The sequence below is a fragment of the Pseudomonas wayambapalatensis genome (assembly GCF_049942315.1).
Lineage (GTDB): Bacteria > Pseudomonadota > Gammaproteobacteria > Pseudomonadales > Pseudomonadaceae > Aquipseudomonas > Aquipseudomonas wayambapalatensis.
In genome coordinates this window covers 1-19,802 of sequence record NZ_JBNFMU010000146.1, presented here as the reverse complement: position 1 = coordinate 19,802, position 19,802 = coordinate 1, and the positions used below count along the sequence as shown (strand labels likewise).

Here is a 19,802-nt window from a genome sequence, read left to right as displayed (position 1 = left end):
CCCCGCTCCCACAGTCACCCGCTTACCTGCTCAGAAATTCAGTTATATAAACATTCTTAAACAGTATTTTTAAGAATATCCCGCCCTCACTAAGATTGCCCTCAAGCCAGGCGCAATCCCCTTCTTCTGCCCGGCACCCTTACTCAATGGAGAACGAGCATGAGTGCATCTCTGCGTAGCATCGACGGTCAGGACGAAGCCACCATTCTGCGTGAAATCCAGAGCGCGCTGCGCGACCTGCGCTTCGGTGCAGTGGAGATCACCGTGCACAACGCTCAGGTCGTGCAGATCGAGCGCAAGGAGAAATTCCGCCTGCAGCAGCCCGGCAACAAGTCCGGCTGATCCGACACATCCAACTAGAAAAAATGCCAATCGGGAGCTTCACCATGTCCATCCGCCGTTATGCGCTCGCCGCTCTGGCCAGTGCCGTTTTTGCCGGTTCCGCCATCGCCAAGGATTACGAACTGCTCAACGTGTCCTATGACCCGACCCGTGAGCTGTACCAGCAGTACAACGCCGAATTCATCAAGCACTGGCAGCAGGCGCACCCGGACGACAAGGTGAAGATCCAGCAATCCCACGGTGGCTCGGGCAAGCAGGGCCGCGCGGTGATCGACGGCCTGCGCGCCGACGTGGTGACCCTGGCCCTGGCTGGCGATATCGACGAAGTCGCCAAGCTCGGCAAGACCCTGCCGGAGAACTGGCAGACCCGTCTGCCGGATGCCAGCACCCCCTACACCTCGACCATCGTGTTCCTGGTGCGCAAGGGCAACCCGAAAGGCATCAAGGACTGGGGTGACCTGGTCAAGAAAGACGTCTCGGTCATCACCCCCAACCCGAAAACCTCCGGCGGCGCCCGCTGGAACTTCCTCGCCGCCTGGGCCTATGGCCTGAAATCCGGTGGCAGCGAAGCCAAAGCCAAAGAGTACGTGCAGGAGCTGTTCAAGCACGTACCGGTGCTGGACACCGGCGCACGCGGCTCGACCATCACCTTCGTCAACAACGGCCAGGGCGACGTCCTGCTGGCCTGGGAAAACGAAGCCTTCCTGGCGCTGAAGGAAGACGGCGGCAGCGACAAGTTCGAGATCGTCGTGCCTTCGCTGTCGATCCTCGCCGAGCCGCCAGTGGCGGTGGTCGACAAGAACGCCGAGAAGAAGGGCAACACCGAGATCGCCACCGAATACCTGAAATACCTGTACAGCCCTGCTGGCCAGAAGATCGCTGCAGAAAACTTCTATCGTCCGCGTGACGAGAAAGTCGCCGCCGAATTCGCCAAGCAGTTCCCGAAACTTGACCTGGTGACTATCGACAAGGACTTCGGTGGCTGGAAAACTGCGCAGCCGAAGTTCTTCAACGACGGCGGTGTGTTCGACCAGATCTACCAGGCGCAGTAAAGGCCAAGGAAAAAGCGGGGCCGCAAAGCAGCCCCAGGATTTCAGAAGTTTGCACCGGCCCGGAATCTGTTCCGGGCCAAGTGCGTTCAACCAGGGATATTTATGTCACGTCGCATCTCCCCCGTCATACCCGGCTTCGGGCTGACGCTGGGCTACACCTTGGTGTATCTCAGCCTGATCGTGCTGATACCGCTGGCGGCCATGTTCATTCATGCCTCGCAGCTGACCTGGGAGCAGTTCTGGAACATCATCAGTGCACCGCGGGTCATCGCGGCGCTCAAGCTGAGTTTCGGTACCGCCCTGTTCGCCGCCATCATCAATGGCGTGATCGGCACCCTGCTGGCCTGGGTGCTGGTGCGTTACACCTTCCCCGGGCGCAAGATCATCGATGCGATGATCGACCTGCCGTTCGCCCTGCCCACCGCCGTCGCCGGTATCGCCCTGACTGCCCTGTACGCGCCTGCGGGCTGGGTCGGCCAGTTCGCCACCGACCTGGGCTTCAAGATCGCCTACACCCCGTTGGGCATCACCCTGGCCCTGACCTTCGTCACGCTGCCGTTCGTGGTGCGTACGGTGCAGCCAGTGCTGGCGGACATCCCGCGTGAGGTCGAGGAGGCCGCCGCCTGCCTGGGTGCCAAGCCGTTGCAGGTGTTCCGCCATGTGCTGGCGCCGGCACTGCTGCCGGCCTGGCTGACCGGTTTCGCCCTGGCATTCGCCCGGGGTGTGGGCGAGTACGGTTCGGTGATCTTCATCGCCGGCAACATGCCGATGAAGACCGAGATCCTGCCGCTGCTGATCATGGTCAAGCTCGACCAGTACGACTACACCGGCGCCACCGCCATCGGCGTGCTGATGCTGGTGGTTTCCTTCATTCTGCTGCTGCTGATCAACCTGCTTCAGCGGCGCATCGAAACCCCTTGAAGGAGGCCCGGTCATGTCTTCGTCATCCATAACTGCAAGCTCCGCCGCCAATGCCGCCCGCCGCGGCAGCGCCACCTCGCGCCGTGTACTGATCGGCCTTGGCTGGCTGGTGTTCGCGCTGTTCCTGCTGCTGCCGCTGGTGATCGTGGTGTCCCAGGCGCTGAAGAATGGCTTCGGCACCTTCTTCGAGGCGATCTTCGAGCCTGACGCGCTTTCGGCGCTCAAGTTGACGCTGCTTGCGGTGGTCATCTCGGTGCCGCTGAACCTGGTGTTCGGCGTCAGCGCTGCCTGGTGCGTGAGCAAGTACAGCTTCCGTGGCAAGAGCGTGCTGGTCACCCTGATCGACCTGCCGTTCTCGGTCTCGCCGGTGATCGCTGGCCTGGTCTATGTGCTGATGTTCGGCGCCCAGGGCCTGCTCGGCCCCTGGCTGCAGGACCACGATATCCAGATCGTCTTCGCCCTGCCGGGCATCGTGCTGGCGACCATTTTCGTCACCGTGCCCTTCGTCGCCCGTGAGCTGATCCCGCTGATGCAGGAGCAGGGCACGCAAGAGGAAGAGGCCGCGCGCCTGCTGGGCGCCAACGGCTGGCAGATGTTCTGGCATGTCACCCTGCCGAACATCAAGTGGGGCCTGATCTACGGCGTGGTGCTGTGTACCGCGCGGGCCATGGGCGAGTTCGGTGCGGTGTCGGTGGTCTCCGGCCATATCCGCGGCGTCACCAACACCTTGCCGCTGCACGTGGAGATCCTCTACAACGAGTACAACCATGTCGCGGCCTTCAGCGTGGCCAGCCTGTTGCTGATCCTGGCGCTCTTCATCCTGCTGCTCAAGCAGTGGAGCGAGAACCGTATTAACCGCCTGCGCCATAGCGCAGCGGAGGAATGAGTCATGTCGATCGAAGTTCGTAACGTCAGCAAGCGCTTCAACAGTTTCCAGGCCCTGAACAACATCAACCTGGATATCCACAGCGGTGAGCTGGTCGCGCTGCTCGGCCCCTCCGGCTGCGGCAAGACCACCCTGCTGCGCATCATCGCCGGCCTCGAGACGCCGGATGACGGCAGCATCGTGTTCCACGGCGAGGATGTCTCGGGCCACGATGTGCGCGATCGCAACGTCGGGTTCGTGTTCCAGCACTATGCGCTGTTCCGCCACATGAGCGTGTTCGACAACGTCGCCTTCGGCTTGCGCATGAAGCCCAAGGGCGAACGCCCGAGCGAGAGCAAGATCGCCGAAAAGGTCCATGAGCTGCTGAACATGGTTCAGCTCGACTGGCTCGCCGACCGCTACCCCGAGCAGTTGTCGGGTGGCCAGCGCCAGCGCATCGCCCTGGCCCGCGCCCTGGCGGTGGAGCCGAAGGTGCTGCTGCTCGACGAGCCGTTCGGCGCCCTCGATGCCAAGGTGCGCAAGGAGCTGCGCCGCTGGCTGGCGCGGTTGCACGAGGATATCAACCTGACCTCGGTGTTCGTCACCCACGATCAGGAAGAGGCGATGGAAGTGGCCGACCGCATCGTGGTGATGAACAAGGGCGTGATCGAACAGATCGGCTCGCCGGGCGAGGTGTACGAGAAACCGGCCAACGACTTCGTCTACCACTTCCTCGGCGACTCCAACCGCCTGGCCTTGAGCGAGGGCAACCATGTGCTGTTCCGCCCTCACGAGGTGTCGCTGTCGCGCCATGAGACCGAGGGCCATCACGCTGCCGAAGTCCGCGACATTCGTCCGCTGGGCGCGACCACCCGGGTGACCCTGAAGGTCGAGGGGCAGAGCGAGCTGATCGAGGCCGAAGTGGTCAAGGATCATGACAGCCTGACCGGCCTTGCGCGCGGCGAGACCCTGTTCTTCCGGCCGAAGGTCTGGCAGAAGGTCGCCGATATCTGACGCTTGTGCAGATGTTGAAAAACCCGGGTTCGTAGCCCGGGTTTTTTTATGCCTGGACGAAGGGTGGGGTGGCGATGTGGCCCTTAGCCCGCCGTTTTCCATACCTTGCACGAATATTTTGCATGCCGACCGTGCATTACTTTCCGCCCTCACCGCTACAGCCCTTGCGCCACGCGGCTTTGCGGGAACCCTGAAAATCTTATATTCGATTTTTGTATAGCTTTAATTTTAAACATTACTTTCAGAGATAAGCCTCTAAAACGGATGATTCAGCCACGAGGACCGGCCAAGGTCCGAAGACCTGCATCACGTTTCCAGGAGTCGATTCAATGGGTAATGTCCAGACGGCCGCGAGGGCCTACGACCAGCCATGGCGCCCGGCCCAGGGCGACCTGGTCGAGCTTGGACGCACGCTTCGCCTGCCGCTGGCGCAGCTGCGCCTGCAACGCACGCCGGTCAGTGGTCTCAAGCGTCGCGACAAGCTGGCGCTGGGGTTGCTGGTGCTGGTGCTGCATGGCGCTGCGGCCTACTGGGTCAGCCAACGACCAACCCCCGAGCTGCCGGTGATTGCGCCAGAGATTCCGCCGATGACCATCGAGTTCGCCGCTCCGGCGCCGCCGGTCGTCGAGCCGCCACCGCCTGTGCCTGTGGTCGAGCCACCACCGCCACCACCACCGGTGGTCGATGAGCTGGCCGCCAAGCCTGTGCCGAAACCTGTGCCCAAACCAAAACCTGTGCCCAAGCCCGTACCCAAGCCGCAGCCCAAGCCGGTCGAGGCGCCGCCACCGGTGCCGACGCCCGCGCCTGCACCTGCACCACCAGCACCGGCACCGGTCACGCCCGCTTCGGCCAATGCCGCGTACCTGAAGAACCCGGCGCCGGAATACCCGCAACTGGCCCAGCGCCGTGGATGGGAAGGCACCGTGCTGTTGCGGGTCGAGGTACTGCCCAGCGGCAAGCCGGGGCAGATCCAGATCCAGAAGACCAGCGGCCGCGATGCCCTGGACGCCGCCGCGCTGGCTGCGGTTAAGCGCTGGAGCTTCGTGCCGGCCAAGCAGGGAGACGTGGCCCAGGTGGGCTGGGTCAGTGTCCCGATCGATTTCAAGCTTCGTTAACTCGCGCCATCGAACCGAACATAGGAAGACTTCATCATGAGCCTGTTGGCATCCCCTCTCGAATCCGTTGAAAGCGCCGTCATCTGGCTGCTGGTTGGTTTTTCCGTGGTCACCTGGGCGTTGGCCCTGGTCAAGGTCGTGCAGTTCGTGCGGCTGAAGAACCAGGACAAGCGCTTCCATGCCCAGTTCTGGGCCGCTTCTAGCCTCGACTCGGCAGCCGGGATCAGCCATGAGCAGCCTGGCCCTGCCGCCCGCGTCGCCCAGGCCGGTTATGCCGCCATCGCCGTGGGCGAGCCGGGCCAGGCAGCCGACCTGAGCCATGCGATCAACCATCAGGATCGCCTCGAGCGCGCCTTGCGCCAGCAGATCGTGCGTGAGCGCCGTTCGCTGGAAACCGGCCTGGCGGTTGTCGCCAGTATTGGCAGCACCTCGCCGTTCATCGGTCTGTTCGGCACCGTGTGGGGCATCATGGAAGCGCTCAAGGGCATCAGCGCTGCCGGCTCCGCCAGCCTGGAAACCGTGGCCGGCCCGATCGGTGCGGCACTGGTCGCCACGGGCGTCGGTATCGCCGTCGCGGTCCCGGCGGTGCTGGTCTACAACTACTTCCTGCGCCGCCTCAAGCTGACCGCAGCCGACCTCGACGACTTCGCCCACGACTTCTACAGCCTGGCGCAGAAGAGTGCCTTCCGCGTCCTGGTTCACCCGACCCTGCAAAAAGCCCAGGCCGGTTTCGGCCAGCCGGTGAAGGAGGCTTCCTGACATGGCGTTCTCGACCCAGGACAGCGACGAGGTCCTCAGTGAAATCAACGTCACACCGCTGGTGGACGTCATGCTGGTGCTGCTGGTGGTGTTCATCGTCACCGCGCCCTTGCTGACCAACGCCATCCCGATCAACTTGCCCAAGACCGAAGCCGTGGCCCCAGTGGAGCAGAAAGACCCGCTGGTGGTGAGCATCGATGGCGGCGGCAAGCTGTTCATCAACAAGGACGAGATCCAGCCGGACCTGCTGGAAACCAACCTCAAGGCGGCCAGGGAAAAGGATGCGGATGTGCGTGTACAGCTGCAGGCTGACGATGGCGTCAACTACGGCGAAGTGGCGCGGGCGATGGCCGCCATCGAACGTGCCGGGATCAGCAAGCTGGCGGTGATCACCGCGCGTTGATCGGCAATACCCTCTTCAGGCAAGTGCTTCAGGGCCATTTCTCTTGGCAGGGGATGGCCTTTTTTTTATGCCCGCCCCGGGGCGCACAAACCCTGTAGGAGCGGGCTTGCCCGCGAAAAGGCCAGCCCAGACAACCAATAATTATGGTTATTAATAAATAGCTTCTTATTCCTTTACGAATATAACTGCCTCCCTATACTGGGTTCCCAAGCACGCAAACTTCCAAGGAGGCGTCCCCATGCGCAATGAGTCGATTCGTTACCTGATTGTGCCGGGCTGGCAAGGATCGCCAGACAATCATTGGCAAAGCCACTGGCAGCGCAGCCTGCCCAACAGCGCCCGGGTCGAGCAGCACGATTGGCTCACCCCGCAGCGGCGCGACTGGATACAGGCACTCGAGCAGGCGATTGCCGCCGAACGCTCGCCGGTGATCCTCATCGCCCACAGCCTGGGTTGCATCACCATCGCCCACTGGGCCGCGCAGGCCAGCCCTGCGCTGCTGCGCCAGGTGCGAGGGGCGCTGCTGGTGGCGCCCGCGGATGTCGAACGGCCGACCTGCGCGCCGGCCTTGCGCAATTTCGCGCCCATTCCCCTGCACACGCTGCCGTTTCCCAGCCAGGTGGTCAGCTCGGACAACGATCCGGCCGTCAGCGTGCCGCGTGCACTCTACCTGGCCAAGGCCTGGGGCGCGGAAGCAGGGTTGTTGAGCAATGCCGGGCACATCAACGTCAAGTCCGGTCACGAGCGCTGGGAACAGGGCTTCGCCTACCTGTACCGCCTGCAAGGCCGGATCGAGCAGCGCTCCCTGCGCCGCGCCTGACCTGGCCTTTCAACCGATTTCGCTGAACCCCTGGTCGCCTGCGTCTGGGGCGGGAGTTTTCCATGAGTTTCAACAATCCCTTCGGCCAGCCACTGCTGACGTTTCCCGAGCTGGACAAGAGCCCGCTGAGCATCCGTGCCAAGGCGCTGGTATTCGTCGATGCACGTTCGCAGCAACTGCGCGAAGCGCTCGAACGCCTGGCGCCGCAACCGCTGCCGGTGCTGATCCGTGGTGAGACCGGCACCGGCAAGGAGCTGCTGGCAAGGCAGATCCACCGTGCCAGCGATCGCGCGGGGTTGTTCGTCTCGGTCAACTGCGCGGGCATCAGCCACACCTACGCCGATGCCGAGCTGTTTGGCTACAGCGCCGGTACCCATGGCGGCACGGCCAGCAGTCGCGCAGGCTGGTTCGGTTCGGCCAATGGCGGCACCTTGTACCTGGACGAGATCGCCGACCTGCCGCTGGCCATCCAGGGCAAGCTGCTGGCGGCCCTGGAGAACCGTGAGGTCACTCGGGTCGGCGCCCAGCAGGCGCAGGCCGTGGATGTGCGTCTGGTGGCCGCCTCCAGCATCGACCTGGCCCAGGCGGTGCGTGCCGGGCGCTTCAACGAACGGCTGTACCTCTATCTGCACGAGGGCGAACTGGAATTGCCGGCACTGCGCCAGAGGGTGGGGGACATCCTGCCGCTGGCCGAATACTTCGTCGGCATCTACAGCGTGCGCCTGGAGCGCAGCGTGCCGCTGATCAGCGAAGCGGCGCAGCAAGCGCTGGAAGCCCATGCCTGGCCCGGCAACACCCGCGAGCTGGAGAACGTCATCCACTTTGCCTTGCTGGTGGCCGACGGTGATGAAATTCTCCCGCAGCACCTGGACCTGCCCGAGCGTGCGCCCCTGGCCAGTCTGGCCAGCCAGCTTGCGCAACTGGGGCGCAGCCGTGAGCCAGGCACGCGTGCCGCCTTGCGTGAGCTGCTGGAGCAAAGCCTGGCCGAGCTCAATGCATCCGCGAGCTAGAGCGGTTGTCGGTCGCTCATAAGCAAAACAGCTGATGGCTTTTTGTTTTTGGAATAAGCAGCGAATCAAAAGATATTGTTAGGGCATAAAAAATCCCGGTATCGTCCGCTCCACGCCCACTGTCGAGACGGTGTGGCACCTGACTTCGCCATCGTCGATGGCCCCAGCTTGATAACAAGGATCACCATGAAAAAGACCCTGCTGACGACTGCCCTCGCTGCTGCCCTGTCGCTGTCCGGCCTGGCTCACGCCGCCGAAAAACTGGTGGTAGCCGCCACGCCGGTGCCGCACGCCGAAATCCTCGAGCTGATCAAGCCGACCCTGGCCAAGGAAGGTGTTGACCTGCAGATCAAGGTCTTCACTGACTACGTGCAGCCGAACGTGCAGGTCGACCAGAAGCGCCTGGACGCCAACTACTTCCAGACCCTGCCGTACCTGAAGAACTTCAACGAAGGCAAGGGCACCCACCTGGAAACCGTGATCGGCGTTCACGTCGAGCCGTTCGGTGGCTACTCCAAGAAGGTCAAGAGCCTGTCGGAGCTCAAGGAAGGCGCCACCGTGGCTATCCCGAACGAGGGCAGCAACAGTGGTCGCGCCCTGCTGCTGTTGCAGAAGGCCGGCCTGATCACGCTGAAGGATCCGAAGAACGCCCTGGCGACGCCGAAAGACATCGCCGAGAACCCGAAGAAACTGAAATTCCGCGAGCTCGAGTCGGCCATGCTGCCGCGCGTGCTGGACCAGGTCGACCTGGACATGATCAACACCAATTACGCGCTGGAGGCTGGCCTGAACCCGGCCAAGGATGCGCTGGTGATCGAAGGCAGCGACTCGCCATACGTGAACTTCCTGGTCGCGCGTCCTGACAACAAGAACAGCGACGCCATCCAGAAGCTGGCCAAGGCCCTGACCAGCCCTGAAGTGAAAGCCTTCATCGAGCAGAAGTACCAGGGCGCGGTACTGCCGGCGTTCTGATTTGCCGGGTTAGCGCTTCACATGAAAACGCCGACACTGTTGTGTCGGCGTTTTTGTTTGTGCGCTGCGGTGTCCTTTTCGCATCCTCAATCCCGAGACCGTCACCGGCTCTTGTAGGAGCGGGCTTGCCCGCGAAGAAAGCACCGCAATCCCGAGCCCCGTCAACGCTGCTCGGCAAGCGCCTTGCGCAGGGCCAGCAACCACTGAAGTTGTTCGTTCGAAACAGGTGTGCTTGGGCTGTTCATCGTTGTCGTCCCTGTGGGCCTGGCAGGCCGATCAGTCTGAAGTCCATTTGAGAGATATTTCGAGGGAAAGATCCCAGACGGATGTATGAAATTTCCGGTTAGCCCGTCGGGTGATATCAATATGCAATAAGGGTATTTAGAGAAAGTTTTTTATGCCTTTAGAGTCTACCTATCGTGCTTACCGGCACATCCCTTTCATCGTCCACGACGCCGAGCCATCCTCGCGTCGAGCCCGGAACCTTGCCCATGTCGTACCTCCGTGACCTTGTGTCGAGGCGTTATCCATGACCTTCGACACTGCCTTCATGCTTAGCACACTCCCGGCATTCCTCAAGGCCGTCGGCGTCACCCTGCAGGTCGGGCTGATCGCCATCGCCACCTCGCTGCTGGTCGCCGTGTTCAATGCCGCCGTCCTGGTGTTTCGCACCCCCTACCTGTGGCGGCTGGTCAAAGGCTATGTGGAGCTGGCGCGCAACACGCCGCTGCTGATCCAGTTGTTCTTCGTCTATTTCGCACTGCCGACCCTGGGTTTGAAAGTATCCGGCTTCGCTGCCGCGATCATCACCATGACCTTCATGGGCGGCGCCTACCTCACCGAGGTGCTGCGAGCGGGTGTCGAAGCGGTGCCACGGGCGCAGCTGGAGTCCGGGCGCTCCATCGGCTTGTCCGAGGGCCAGTTGCTGCGCCACGTGATCCTGCCCCAGGCCGGCATCCTCAGCCTGCCGGCGCTATTCGCCAACTTCATCTTCCTGCTCAAGGAAACCACCGTGGTCTCGGCGGTAGCCGTGCCGGAAATCCTCTACACCACCAAGAACTACATCGCCCTGTACTACAAGACCTACGAGATGCTCGCGGTGCTGACGTTGCTCTGCGTGCTGCTGTTCCTGCCGTTGTCGCTGCTGCTGCGCCACCTCGAAAGGAGGCTGCAACATGGCCAGTTCGGCAATTGAGCTGCTGCTGGTGTCCTTGCCGCAACTGGCCAAGGGCGCCGGACAGACCCTGGCGATCTCGGCCTTGGGCATCGTCTTCGCCACCCTGGGTGGTGTGCTCTATGGCGTGCTGGCCACGCTGGGCAAGCGTGCGGTGAACATCGCCTTGCAGATCTATCTGGAGCTGTTTCGGGCGATACCGGTGCTGGTCTGGCTGTACCTGGTGTTCTTCGGGTTGCCGATCTTCTTTTCGCTGAGTATCCCCAGCTTCTGGTGCGCGGTGCTGGTGCTGGGGCTGTGGGGTGCCAGCGAGGTTGGCGAGGTGGTGCGCGGGGCCCTGGCTTCGCTGCCGCGCGGCCAGCGTGAGGCGGGGTTGTCGATCGGCCTGTCGGGCCTGCAGTTGTATGGGCACGTGCTGTTGCCGCAGGCCCTCAAGCGCATGACGCCGCCCACCATCAACATCTACACGCGCATCGTCAAGACCAGCTCGCTTGCCGTGCTGATCGGCGTCGTCGATGTGATCAAGGCCGGCCAGCAGATCATCGAGCGTACCTACGAGTCGGTGCTGATCTACGGCGTACTGTTCCTGTTCTTCTTTTTCATCTGCTATCCGCTTTCCGCCGCTTCGCGCGCGCTGGAACGCCGCTGGGCCCACTCATGAGCGCATTGATCGAATTCCAGGGTTTCAACAAGTTCTTCGGTGAGCACCAGGTGCTCAAGGGGGTCGACCTGCAAGTACAGGCCGGCGAAGTGGTGGTGATCCTCGGCCCCAGCGGTTGCGGCAAGAGCACCCTGCTGCGTTGCCTGAACGGCCTGGAGGAGGCCCATGGCGGTAGCCTGCGCCTCGATGGCCAGGACTTGCTCGGCCCCGGCACCGACTGGCGCCAGGTACGCCAGCGGGTGGGCATGGTGTTCCAGAGCTATCACCTGTTCGGTCACATGAGCGTGATCGACAACCTGCTGCTCGGCCCACTCAAGGTGCAGAAGCGCGAGCGCGCCGAAGCCCAGGCGCAGGCCGAGGCGTTGCTGGCGCGGGTGGGGTTGCTGGACAAGCGGGACGCCTTCCCCCGGCAGTTGTCAGGCGGCCAGCAGCAGCGCATCGCCATTGTTCGTTCGTTGTGCATGAACCCGCAGGTGATGCTGTTCGACGAGGTCACCGCAGCCCTGGATCCCGAGATGGTCAAGGAGGTGCTGCAGGTGATCCAGGGCCTGGCCCGGGACGGCATGACCCTGCTCATCGTCACCCACGAAATGGCCTTCGCCCGGGCGGTGGCCGACCGTATCGTGTTCATGGAGGCCGGCAGGATCCTTGAACAGAGCGACCCCGAGAGCTTCTTCAGCCAACCGCGGACCGCACGCGCGCAGCAGTTCCTGGACAAATTCTCCTTCGTCGAAAGCCTGCCGAAGACACTACACAAGGAACTGTCATGAAAACTGCCCACTTCACCAAACTGCTGGCGCCGCTGTTCGGCCTGGCCTTGCTGGCCGGTTGCGACAAACCCGCGGAGCCGGGCAAGTCGGCTGCGGCGACGTCCGCGCTGTCCACCAGCTACCTGGAAACCATCAAGGCCCGCGATAAGTTGATCGTCGGCGTGTTCACCGACAAGCCGCCGTTCGGCTTCGTCGACGAGAGCGGCCGCTATGTGGGCTTCGACACCGATATCGGTCGTCGCTTCGCCAAGGACCTGCTCGGCGACGAGAACAAGGTCGAGTTCGTGGCCGTGGAGCCGGCCAGCCGCATCCCGTTCCTGCAGAGCGACAAGGTCGACCTGATCCTCGCCAACATGACCGTCACCCCGGAGCGCAAGGAAGCGGTCGACTTCACCAACCCCAACCTGCGTGTGGCGGTGCAGGCCATCGTGGCCGATGGCAGCCCGGTGAAAGCCCTCGATGACCTGGCCGGCAAGACCATCATCGTCACCACCGGCACCACCGCCGATATCTGGCTGACCAAGAACCACCCGGACTGGAAGCTGCTCAAGTTCGAGAAGAACAGCGAATCGCTGCAGGCCCTGGCCAATGGCCGTGGCGACGCCTATGCCCAGGACAACCTGATCCTGTTCAGCTGGGCCAAGCAGAACCCGGGTTACCGCGTGTTGCCAGAGTTGCTGGGTGACGAGGCGCCGATTGCCCCGGCGGTGAAGAAGGGCAATACCGAGCTGCGCGACTGGGTCAATGCCGAGCTGGCCAAGCTGGGCGAGGAGAAGTTCCTGCTCAAACTGTATGACCAGTACGTGCGCAAGGAGCTGAGCGACGACACCAAGCCTGAGAGCGTGATCGTCGAGGGCGGCAAGTGGCAGGGGTGAGTCAGGGTCCAATCGCGGGGCTGCACTGCAGCCCCGGCGATATCAGCGGTTACGCGGCAACCAGTTCAACAGGAACTCATTCACCACCTTCGGGTTCTCCAGGCTGGAGATATGCCCTGCGAACGGAATCTGCGCCGCCAGGCAGCCGATGATCCGTGCCATTTCGTTGCTTTCGGCAGGCGGACGCGGAATATCCTGGTCGCCGCAGACCACGATGGTCCGCTCTGCCGGCAACTCGCCCAGTCGGCCCAGCAGGTCAGGGCGTCCGAAAATCACCCGCCCCATCGGGTCGAGGCTCTGGCGAATGGTCTCGGCGCTGCTGGCCTTGAGGTCGGCGCGGAACTGCTCGCGCACGTCTGGCACCGTCTGGCCGCCGGCATGGAAGAAGATCGGCACCACGATGTCGAGCAGTGGGTCAGGGAAGAACCCTGCGCCGCTGGCGGCATCCAGCAGGCCGAAGTACTTCAGGCGCGTGGCTTCAGGTTCGGCGCCGAGGTAGGTGTCCATCAGCACGATGCGGTCAACCCGTTCCGGGTGTTCGATCGCCAGCTCAGCACCCCACATGCCACCGACCGACAGGCCGACCAGATGGCATTTGTCGATGCCCAGCGCGTCGAGAAACGCCAGGTGCTGGCGTGCCAGCGCGCTCATGTCGGTGGTGGTGGCTGGTGGTGCCTCGGAGTCGCCATGGCCCCAGAGCTCGGGCACCAGCACGCGGAAGTGTTTCGACAGCGCATCGATCTGCGGTTGCCACATCGCGGCAGACCACAGGTAGCTATGGCCCAGCAGCACCGGGAAGCCCTGGCCCTGGTCGACGTAGCTCATGCGGGCGCCGTCGATTTCGATGAAGTGCTTTTGCATGAGGAAGGCTCTTGGAAGAAAGGGGCGAACAGGTTACCTGTTCGCAGTGTGAAGGGTTGTGAAACTGGTCATGTTAGGGCTGCTCTGGTGGTGAGCTTTTCGACAGCAGCGCGTTCACTGTCCCGGTGGCACCAGGCGCAAGGTAGTGCGCGCCGGAATCACCCCCATCTGCGCCTTGTGATACCGCCCCTGTACATAATCTTCGGCCTGGTCCGAGTAATGGCGGTCGAACGGCACGCCACTCTGGCCTACAGGGTTGATGGTCAGCGCTTGCCCGGCGTCGGCGAAGTCGATCAGGCGTCGGGTCGAAGGCCCGTAGTTCACCGGCCAGGGCGCCGGGCCGATCTTCGCCGACAGGTTGTTCGGCACCTCATGGGTGCCCGGTGCGGCGAAGGGGCCGACATTGAACAGCAGGTTCAACGGTTTCTGCTGACCCAGCGGGTGGTTATGGGTGAGGGTGTGGGCCTTGCCCCATTGCCAGTCGGCCGGGTCGCTGCCGTACAGCTCGCGCAGATGCGCCAGGCTGCGTTGCCAGGCCTGGCGGACGATGGCGGTGCGGTCGGTGCGGTCGTGGCCGCCGCGCAGGTTCCACCAGGGTGAGTCGGCATCGGCGGCCAGGCGCGGTAGCGCGGCGTCGATGGCGCGGGTGCTGATCAGCACCTGGAACCAGGTGTCGCCCAGCTCGTCATGCAGGGCCGCGAACGCCAGCTCGTAGAGGAACTGGTTGAACAGCGTGGCGCTGGTCGAATCCAGTGGATAGTCGCCGCGCCATGCGGCCAGTTGTTCGACCAGTTCCTTCTGTTCGTCACCCTCGGCGATCGCACGCAAGGTATTGAGCAGCGGCGCCAAGGTGCGGGGGCCGTAGTCGGTGCTGGTGTCCAGCTGCAGCGCCTGGCTGTTCTGCACATCCCATTTGACTTGCGGGTCGGCCAGTCGACGATCCAGCTGGCGGCCACGGTCGGGCAGGTTGTAATAGCCGGGGATCGGCATGGCGGCCGGGGGCTGGTAGTTGGCCGAGACGATGTAGCCGCTGGGCGGATTCTCCTGCTGGGGATTGGCGCTGAAGGGGTAGAAGCCGAGCTTGTCGGCCTGGTGGGTGCTGCCGTCGAGAATGAACGCCGGGTTGACCCCGTCCGGACGAATCGGCAATTGCGCCGAGGCCCACCAGCCGATGTCACCGCGAGCGTTGGCCCAGACCAGGTTCAGCCCCGGTGCCTGGATCTTCGCCGCGGCCTCGCGCATCTTGCCCAGGGTGTCGGCGCGGTTGACCTGGTAGAAGGCATCAAGGATGGGGTTTTCGGTTTCGAGGAAGGCCCACCACATGGCGACAGGGGTTTGCCCTGCGGTTTCGCCGAGCACATCGTTGACGATCGGCCCGTGGGGCGAGCGACGCAGGGTGATGGTCACCGGAGCTTCGCCCTTGACCGCGATCTGCTGCTCGGTTGTCTCCAGCGCGCGCCATTGGCCATCGACCATGACCTGGTTGGTGTCGGCGGGGTTGGTCTTCTCGGCGATCAGATCGACGTCGTCGTTCTGGAACATGGTCAGGCTCCAGCCGAAGTCGCGATTGTGACCGAGCAGGGCGAAGGGGTTCAGCGCCTGGAAATAGCCGTAGAGGTTGAAGCCGGGCGCCGACAGTTCAGCCTCGTACCACACTGCCGGTACTGCGAAGCCGATATGCGGATCGCCCGCCAGCAGCGGGCGGCCACTGCGGGTATGGCTGCCGGCGACAGCCCAGGCGTTGCTGCCTTCGAACTGCGGGATACCCGCGTCGCCAAGCGCCTGGTGGCTGAGCCGGGCCAGGCCTTCGAGTGCGCGCCAGTCGTTGGCGGCAAGGGCCGGGTGCAGAGCTCCGTCAGGTTGCCAGTCGAGGTCGAAGATCTTCAGGTAGTCGGGGCCGAGCTGATCGCGGATATAGGTCAGCGCAGGTTCGGTGCGAAAGGCGGCGGCGAAACTGTAGGCCAGGTAGCCGGCGATGCTCAGGGTGTCTTCGGCGGTGAAGGGGCGTTCAGGGATACCGAGGACGTCGAACTCCACCGGCTTGGGATGGCTGGCCTGCCAGCTGTTCACGCCGTCCAGGTAGGCCTGCAGTGCGAGCCAGGACGGTGACTGGTGATCCAGGCGCTCGACCATCCGCGCCGCCTGCTCGCGGATGCGCAGGCTGCGAAACAGGGTGTCGGTGGGCACCAGTTTGCTGCCCAGCACTTCGGCCAGCTCACCACGTGCCAGGCGGCGCACCAGTTCCATCTGGAACAGCCGGTCCTGGGCGTGCACATAGCCCAGGGCGCGGTACAGGTCAGGCTCGTTCTGCGCCTGTAGATGCGGTACACCGCGTTCGTCGTAGCGCACGCTGACCGGTGCGCTCAAGCCGGTGATAGCCACTTCGCCCTCGCGCTGCGGCAGCTTGCCGTGCACGTACCAGTAACCGGCACCCGCGGCTACGGCCACGACGATGGCAAGCAGAGTGAGGCTGCGCTTCATAGAATTCCTTGTGCCGTTGACGAGGGGGCGAGCGGCTGCTGAACACCGCAAAACGCGTTGAGAATAGCCTTCCCGGCGTGACAGGTCTGCCCTTTACTGCGCTTCTTTCTGCCAGGGGCAATAGCAGCCGCTGGCCAGGGCATTGGAGGCCTGTACCTGACGGCCTTGCAGCAGCGCCTGGATCACCGGCTCGATGAAACTGTTGCTGGAGTTGCACACTGCGCCTTCGCTGTAAGGGCCGAAATAGGCGAGCTGACCCTTGCGATCCCAGATCGCCACAGCCGGTGACGCAGGCAGGTATTCGCTGCCGGGCAGGTCGCCGACGGGTTGCAAGGCGCCAAGGTTGGCGGGTAGTTGGCCGTGACTGCCAGGCTTTTGCAGTACATGGAAGGTCACACCCTGTGCGGCGAAGTGCTCGATCAGCTCGGCCAGGTGTTGCTGGTTACCGACGTTGCAAGGGCAGGCCGGGTCCCAGAAGTGCACGATGCGGATCGGGCCAGGGCCTGCGAGCTCGGCGGGCAGTTGCAACTGGCTGCCGTCGAACAGCGTGGCCTGGTTGTCGAAGGTGCGCAGGTAGCGGGACTGGAAACTGTCGTAGGCCCACCACAGCAGGGCGGCGCAGACCAGGGTGGTGAGCAGCGTGGTAAAAATTCGCATGGTGATTCCGTAGAAAACGACACGACCGCTTCTGCAGGGGACGCCAGCTTGCCATGACCGGGCTCAGAGCTGAATATCGCAGATCAATACTCGCGCCATTGTGGATGTCTCCATGCCGTCACCCTTTGACCCCGACCTGCTGCGTACCAGCCTTGCCCCGCTGGCGGCGCGCCAGCCACTGTCGGCCCAGGCCCTCGACTACCAGCGCTTCTATGGCCTCGACCTGCCGGCGCAAAGCTGGCTGGGCGCCTTCAGTGTGGCGGGTTTCGACCTGGTGGGGCAGGTGTGGCTGCCGGATGCGCCGGTGGCGACATTGTTCCTGCTGCATGGTTACTACGACCATATGGGGCTGTATCGTCATGTGATTGGCTGGGCGCTGCAGCAGGGCTTCGCGGTGATCGGCTGCGACCTGCCAGGTCACGGGCTGTCCAGCGGCGAGCGGGCCAGCATCGCCGACTTCGCGGTCTACCAGCAGGTGCTCGATGCCCTCTTCGAGCAAGCGCGCAGGCTCGACCTGCCACGGCCCTGGCACCTGTGCGGGCAGAGCACGGGTGGGGCCATCGTTGTCGATCATCTGCTGCACTGCGGCGAGCAGAGCCCGGCCGACGGCCAGGTGATCCTGCTGGCGCCGTTGGTGCGGCCGCGGGCCTGGCACTGGTCGAAGTTGAGTTATCGGGTGCTGCGTCATTTCGTCGATGGTATCGAGCGACGTTTCAGCGCCAATACCAATGACCCGGCGTTTCTCGCGTTCCTCGAGGCTGACCCGCTGCAGCCGCGGCGCCTGCCGACGGCATGGGTGGGCGCGCTGATGGCCTGGATCAAGCGCATCGAGGCGGCGCCGCACAGTCGGCGTCGGCCGCTGATCGTCCAGGGCGAGGCGGACGGCACGGTGGACTGGCCATACAACCTCAGGGTGCTGAAGGAGAAGTTCGCCGAGCCGCAGATTCTCCTGCTGCCCGAGGCGCGGCATCACCTGGCCAACGAGCTGCCGGATATCCGCCAGCGCTACTTCAACTTTCTCGACCAGCGCCTGCTCACTTGAGGTTGGCGCTGCTCTGGCCGACGGCCAGCCCCGCACGCACTGCAGCCAGCGCGGCGCTGTAGTAGGCCTTGCCCTCTGCGGATTCGGCGAAGGTGGCGAACGCTTCCAGCTCGTCGTCGGACAGGTCGCGGTAGACATACAACAAGGTGTTGTTCAGGTCTTCGCCAATCTCGTTCATCAAGCGTTGGCGCTGACCATCGAGCAGGCCCTGGGCCTGGCCGCTGCCGAACAGGCCGGGGATCATCGAGCTGAGGCTGTCGGCGGCAACTCCGGCGATCGCCAGGCTGACCTCGGCCCCCGCTTCGCGGGCGGGCAGGGCCTGGGCCAGGTGACCGATGGCCAGCAGACGGTTGTCGCTGGCCTGGATGCGGGGAAGGCCCTTGGCGTTCTTGGCCAATTGGTCCTTGCGCGTGGCCAGCAGCTCGGCGGCAACCACCTTGCGCCCCAGTGGCGATTGGAAGAACGCCAGCGCCGGCGCCGGGTTCTTCAGGTTGGCGCGCAGTTGGGCCTGGGCGCGTTGATCCATTGCCTGGGCCTGGAAGCGTTGGTTGCTGTTGTCGACGAGCGCCTGGAAAACCGCGGGCGGCAGGCTGTTGCGGTAGCGCTGCTGGGCGGCCCCGATGGCGTCATTGAAGTGGGCGCGCTGGTCGGGCCAGCCGGCGGCCTTGTACAGTTGGTCGAGGCTGTCTGCCCAGACAGGCATGGTGCAGATCATCAGCACAAGCAGGGAAAACAAACGGCGCATTCAGGACTCCTGTCGGCAGGCCGCTATTGTCCGTGGGGTGGTACGCCTTTGTCGAGATATCAGCGTGCTTCTCGGCCAAGTGGCGCTGTCCGTGCTCATGGCTAATGGATATGATGCGCGCCATGCATACCTCTCCCGAACATCCGCTGCTGTCGATCATCGTCGACGACCTGGCCACCCGTGGCTGGTCGCAGCAGGCACTTTTCCTGTCGCTCGAGCTGGCCCGCGCCTTGGCCACCGAGTGTCGCAGGCGCCATGCCGAGGGCGAACTGAGCCCCGCAGGTGTCGGCAGGGGGGCGGCCCAGGAGGTGCGCGAGGCGATCCGTGGCGACCAGATCCAGTGGATCGACCCCGGCCAGGCCGAGGCCTGCGACCGCTACCTTGAGCTCATGGGCAACCTGCGCCAGGCGATCAACCAAGGGCTGTTCCTGGGGTTGGAAGACTTCGAGTGTCATTTCGCCCTGTATCCGCCGGGCGCCTTCTACCGCAGGCATCTTGACCGTTTCCGCGACGACGACCGGCGCATGGTGTCGGTGGTGCTCTATCTCAATGAGCGCTGGCAAGCCGAAGACGGCGGGCAGTTGCGGATGTTCCTTGCCGACGACGTCGAGCATGACGTCCAGCCCGAGGCCGGCAGCCTGGTGGTGTTCCTGTCGGGTGAAGTCCCGCATGAAGTCCTGCCGGCCAATCGCGAACGCCTGTCACTGACAGGCTGGTTCCGGCGCCGTGGCAATGATCCCTTCTGAGTCGCCCAAGGTACTGGTCAGTGCCTGTCTGCTGGGGCAGCCGGTGCGCTATGACGGACGCGACAGCGGCCACCCCGATCTGCTCAAGCAATGGCAGGCCGAGGGGCGTGTAGTGCCCTTGTGCCCGGAGGTGGCGGGTGGCTTGCCGACGCCGCGACCGCCGGCGGAGATCCAGGGCGGGCAGGGTGGCCAGGTGCTCGATGGGCAGGTTCAGGTTCTGACCGTGGCTGGCGAGGATGTCAGTGCGGCCTTTCTGGGCGGCGCTCGGCAGGCCCTGGCGCTGGTGCGGCGGCATGGGATTCGGGTTGCGGTGCTCAAGTCCGGTAGCCCGTCGTGCGGTAACCGACTGACCTACGATGGCAGTTTCAGCGGGGTGAAGGTGCCGGGGGAGGGTGTCGTTGCTGCGCTGTTGCGCCGGGAAGGGGTGCTGGTGTTCAGCGAGCTGGAGCTGGATGAGGCGCAACGGGCACTCGGGTAGTTCGGTGTCGTTCCTTTCGCGGGCAAGCCCGCTCCCACA

The 19,802-nt window shown here is 63.8% G+C and carries 22 protein-coding genes; 18 read left to right on the top strand and 4 right to left on the bottom strand.

Annotation, left to right across the window (positions count from 1 at the left end; all coding sequences use genetic code 11):
- Nucleotides 1-159 precede the first annotated feature (159 nt).
- The 15 genes from oscA to ACPZMI_RS08960 all read left to right on the top strand — a co-directional run bounded on the left by oscA (nt 160) and on the right by ACPZMI_RS08960 (nt 12,753).
- Nucleotides 160-342 carry a sulfur starvation response protein OscA gene (gene oscA / locus ACPZMI_RS09030; protein WP_016489716.1) on the top strand — a complete coding sequence of 61 codons (183 nt, stop codon included), beginning with the start codon at nt 160-162 and terminating at the stop codon, nt 340-342.
- Nucleotides 343-386: 44 nt separating this feature from the next.
- Nucleotides 387-1,394 (top strand): sulfate ABC transporter substrate-binding protein, encoded by a 1,008-nt coding sequence (locus ACPZMI_RS09025; protein ID WP_426352067.1) that lies wholly within the window; start codon nt 387-389, stop codon nt 1,392-1,394.
- A 102-nt stretch (nt 1,395-1,496) separates the two neighbouring features.
- Complete coding sequence (cysT, locus tag ACPZMI_RS09020) at nt 1,497-2,315, top strand: sulfate ABC transporter permease subunit CysT (RefSeq protein WP_186665492.1); 819 nt, start codon at nt 1,497-1,499, stop codon at nt 2,313-2,315.
- 13 nt (nt 2,316-2,328) lie between these two features.
- The gene (gene cysW, locus ACPZMI_RS09015) at nt 2,329-3,201 is read left to right on the top strand and encodes a sulfate ABC transporter permease subunit CysW (RefSeq protein WP_112899462.1); all 873 of its coding nucleotides are present in this window, start codon (nt 2,329-2,331) and stop codon (nt 3,199-3,201) included.
- A gap of 3 nt (nt 3,202-3,204) precedes the next feature.
- Nucleotides 3,205-4,194, top strand: coding sequence for a sulfate/molybdate ABC transporter ATP-binding protein (locus ACPZMI_RS09010; RefSeq protein ID WP_054891101.1), 990 nt, complete (start codon nt 3,205-3,207; stop codon nt 4,192-4,194).
- Between the two features lie 329 nt (nt 4,195-4,523).
- Nucleotides 4,524-5,309 carry an energy transducer TonB gene (locus ACPZMI_RS09005; protein ID WP_426352066.1) on the top strand — a complete coding sequence of 262 codons (786 nt, stop codon included), beginning with the start codon at nt 4,524-4,526 and terminating at the stop codon, nt 5,307-5,309.
- A 36-nt stretch (nt 5,310-5,345) separates the two neighbouring features.
- Nucleotides 5,346-6,068 carry a MotA/TolQ/ExbB proton channel family protein gene (locus tag ACPZMI_RS09000; RefSeq protein WP_186665497.1) on the top strand — a complete coding sequence of 241 codons (723 nt, stop codon included), beginning with the start codon at nt 5,346-5,348 and terminating at the stop codon, nt 6,066-6,068.
- Nucleotide 6,069: 1 nt separating this feature from the next.
- Complete coding sequence (locus ACPZMI_RS08995) at nt 6,070-6,471, top strand: ExbD/TolR family protein (protein WP_054891104.1); 402 nt, start codon at nt 6,070-6,072, stop codon at nt 6,469-6,471.
- A 238-nt stretch (nt 6,472-6,709) separates the two neighbouring features.
- Entirely contained in the window at nt 6,710-7,291 is a 582-nt protein-coding gene (locus ACPZMI_RS08990; protein WP_426352065.1) for an alpha/beta hydrolase, read from the top strand.
- 62 nt (nt 7,292-7,353) lie between these two features.
- Nucleotides 7,354-8,301 (top strand): sigma 54-interacting transcriptional regulator, encoded by a 948-nt coding sequence (locus ACPZMI_RS08985; RefSeq protein WP_426352064.1) that lies wholly within the window; start codon nt 7,354-7,356, stop codon nt 8,299-8,301.
- Nucleotides 8,302-8,487: 186 nt separating this feature from the next.
- Complete coding sequence (locus ACPZMI_RS08980; protein WP_186665505.1) at nt 8,488-9,273, top strand: MetQ/NlpA family ABC transporter substrate-binding protein; 786 nt, start codon at nt 8,488-8,490, stop codon at nt 9,271-9,273.
- A gap of 529 nt (nt 9,274-9,802) precedes the next feature.
- Nucleotides 9,803-10,468: an amino acid ABC transporter permease gene (locus ACPZMI_RS08975; RefSeq protein WP_065864006.1), complete on the top strand. Its 666-nt coding sequence runs from the start codon at nt 9,803-9,805 to the stop codon at nt 10,466-10,468.
- Nucleotides 10,449-11,108, top strand: a complete 660-nt coding sequence (locus ACPZMI_RS08970; RefSeq protein WP_186665506.1) for an amino acid ABC transporter permease — start codon at nt 10,449-10,451, stop codon at nt 11,106-11,108. The genes ACPZMI_RS08975 and ACPZMI_RS08970 overlap by 20 nt, the downstream gene beginning before the upstream one ends.
- Nucleotides 11,105-11,878 (top strand): amino acid ABC transporter ATP-binding protein, encoded by a 774-nt coding sequence (locus ACPZMI_RS08965; protein ID WP_186665507.1) that lies wholly within the window; start codon nt 11,105-11,107, stop codon nt 11,876-11,878. Before ACPZMI_RS08970 ends, ACPZMI_RS08965 begins: the two co-directional genes overlap by 4 nt.
- Complete coding sequence (locus ACPZMI_RS08960; protein WP_426352063.1) at nt 11,875-12,753, top strand: transporter substrate-binding domain-containing protein; 879 nt, start codon at nt 11,875-11,877, stop codon at nt 12,751-12,753. Before ACPZMI_RS08965 ends, ACPZMI_RS08960 begins: the two co-directional genes overlap by 4 nt.
- 42 nt (nt 12,754-12,795) lie before the next feature.
- On the opposite strand, the gene ACPZMI_RS08955 is transcribed toward ACPZMI_RS08960, so the two are convergent.
- The 3 genes from ACPZMI_RS08955 to ACPZMI_RS08945 form a co-directional block, all read right to left on the bottom strand.
- Nucleotides 12,796-13,614, bottom strand: a complete 819-nt coding sequence (locus tag ACPZMI_RS08955) for an alpha/beta fold hydrolase (RefSeq protein ID WP_288376407.1) — start codon at nt 13,612-13,614, stop codon at nt 12,796-12,798.
- A 114-nt stretch (nt 13,615-13,728) separates the two neighbouring features.
- Nucleotides 13,729-16,095, bottom strand: a complete 2,367-nt coding sequence (locus ACPZMI_RS08950) for a penicillin acylase family protein (RefSeq protein ID WP_426352062.1) — start codon at nt 16,093-16,095, stop codon at nt 13,729-13,731.
- A 93-nt stretch (nt 16,096-16,188) separates the two neighbouring features.
- Nucleotides 16,189-16,752 carry a DUF6436 domain-containing protein gene (locus ACPZMI_RS08945; protein ID WP_426352061.1) on the bottom strand — a complete coding sequence of 188 codons (564 nt, stop codon included), beginning with the start codon at nt 16,750-16,752 and terminating at the stop codon, nt 16,189-16,191.
- A gap of 112 nt (nt 16,753-16,864) precedes the next feature.
- Here ACPZMI_RS08945 and bipL point away from each other — a divergent pair, with 112 nt between their 5' ends.
- Nucleotides 16,865-17,794 (top strand): phospholipase BipL, encoded by a 930-nt coding sequence (gene bipL / locus ACPZMI_RS08940; RefSeq protein WP_186711710.1) that lies wholly within the window; start codon nt 16,865-16,867, stop codon nt 17,792-17,794.
- Here bipL and ACPZMI_RS08935 read toward each other — a convergent pair.
- Entirely contained in the window at nt 17,787-18,539 is a 753-nt protein-coding gene (locus ACPZMI_RS08935; RefSeq protein WP_426352060.1) for a DUF2059 domain-containing protein, read from the bottom strand. The genes bipL and ACPZMI_RS08935 overlap by 8 nt on opposite strands.
- A gap of 113 nt (nt 18,540-18,652) precedes the next feature.
- Between ACPZMI_RS08935 and ACPZMI_RS08930 the strand changes: the two genes are divergently transcribed.
- Together ACPZMI_RS08930 and ACPZMI_RS08925 are read left to right on the top strand one after the other, a co-directional pair.
- Nucleotides 18,653-19,285: a 2OG-Fe(II) oxygenase gene (locus tag ACPZMI_RS08930; RefSeq protein ID WP_426352068.1), complete on the top strand. Its 633-nt coding sequence runs from the start codon at nt 18,653-18,655 to the stop codon at nt 19,283-19,285.
- Nucleotides 19,272-19,763 carry a 2-thiouracil desulfurase family protein gene (locus ACPZMI_RS08925; protein WP_186665517.1) on the top strand — a complete coding sequence of 164 codons (492 nt, stop codon included), beginning with the start codon at nt 19,272-19,274 and terminating at the stop codon, nt 19,761-19,763. Before ACPZMI_RS08930 ends, ACPZMI_RS08925 begins: the two co-directional genes overlap by 14 nt.
- Nucleotides 19,764-19,802: the final 39 nt, after the last annotated feature.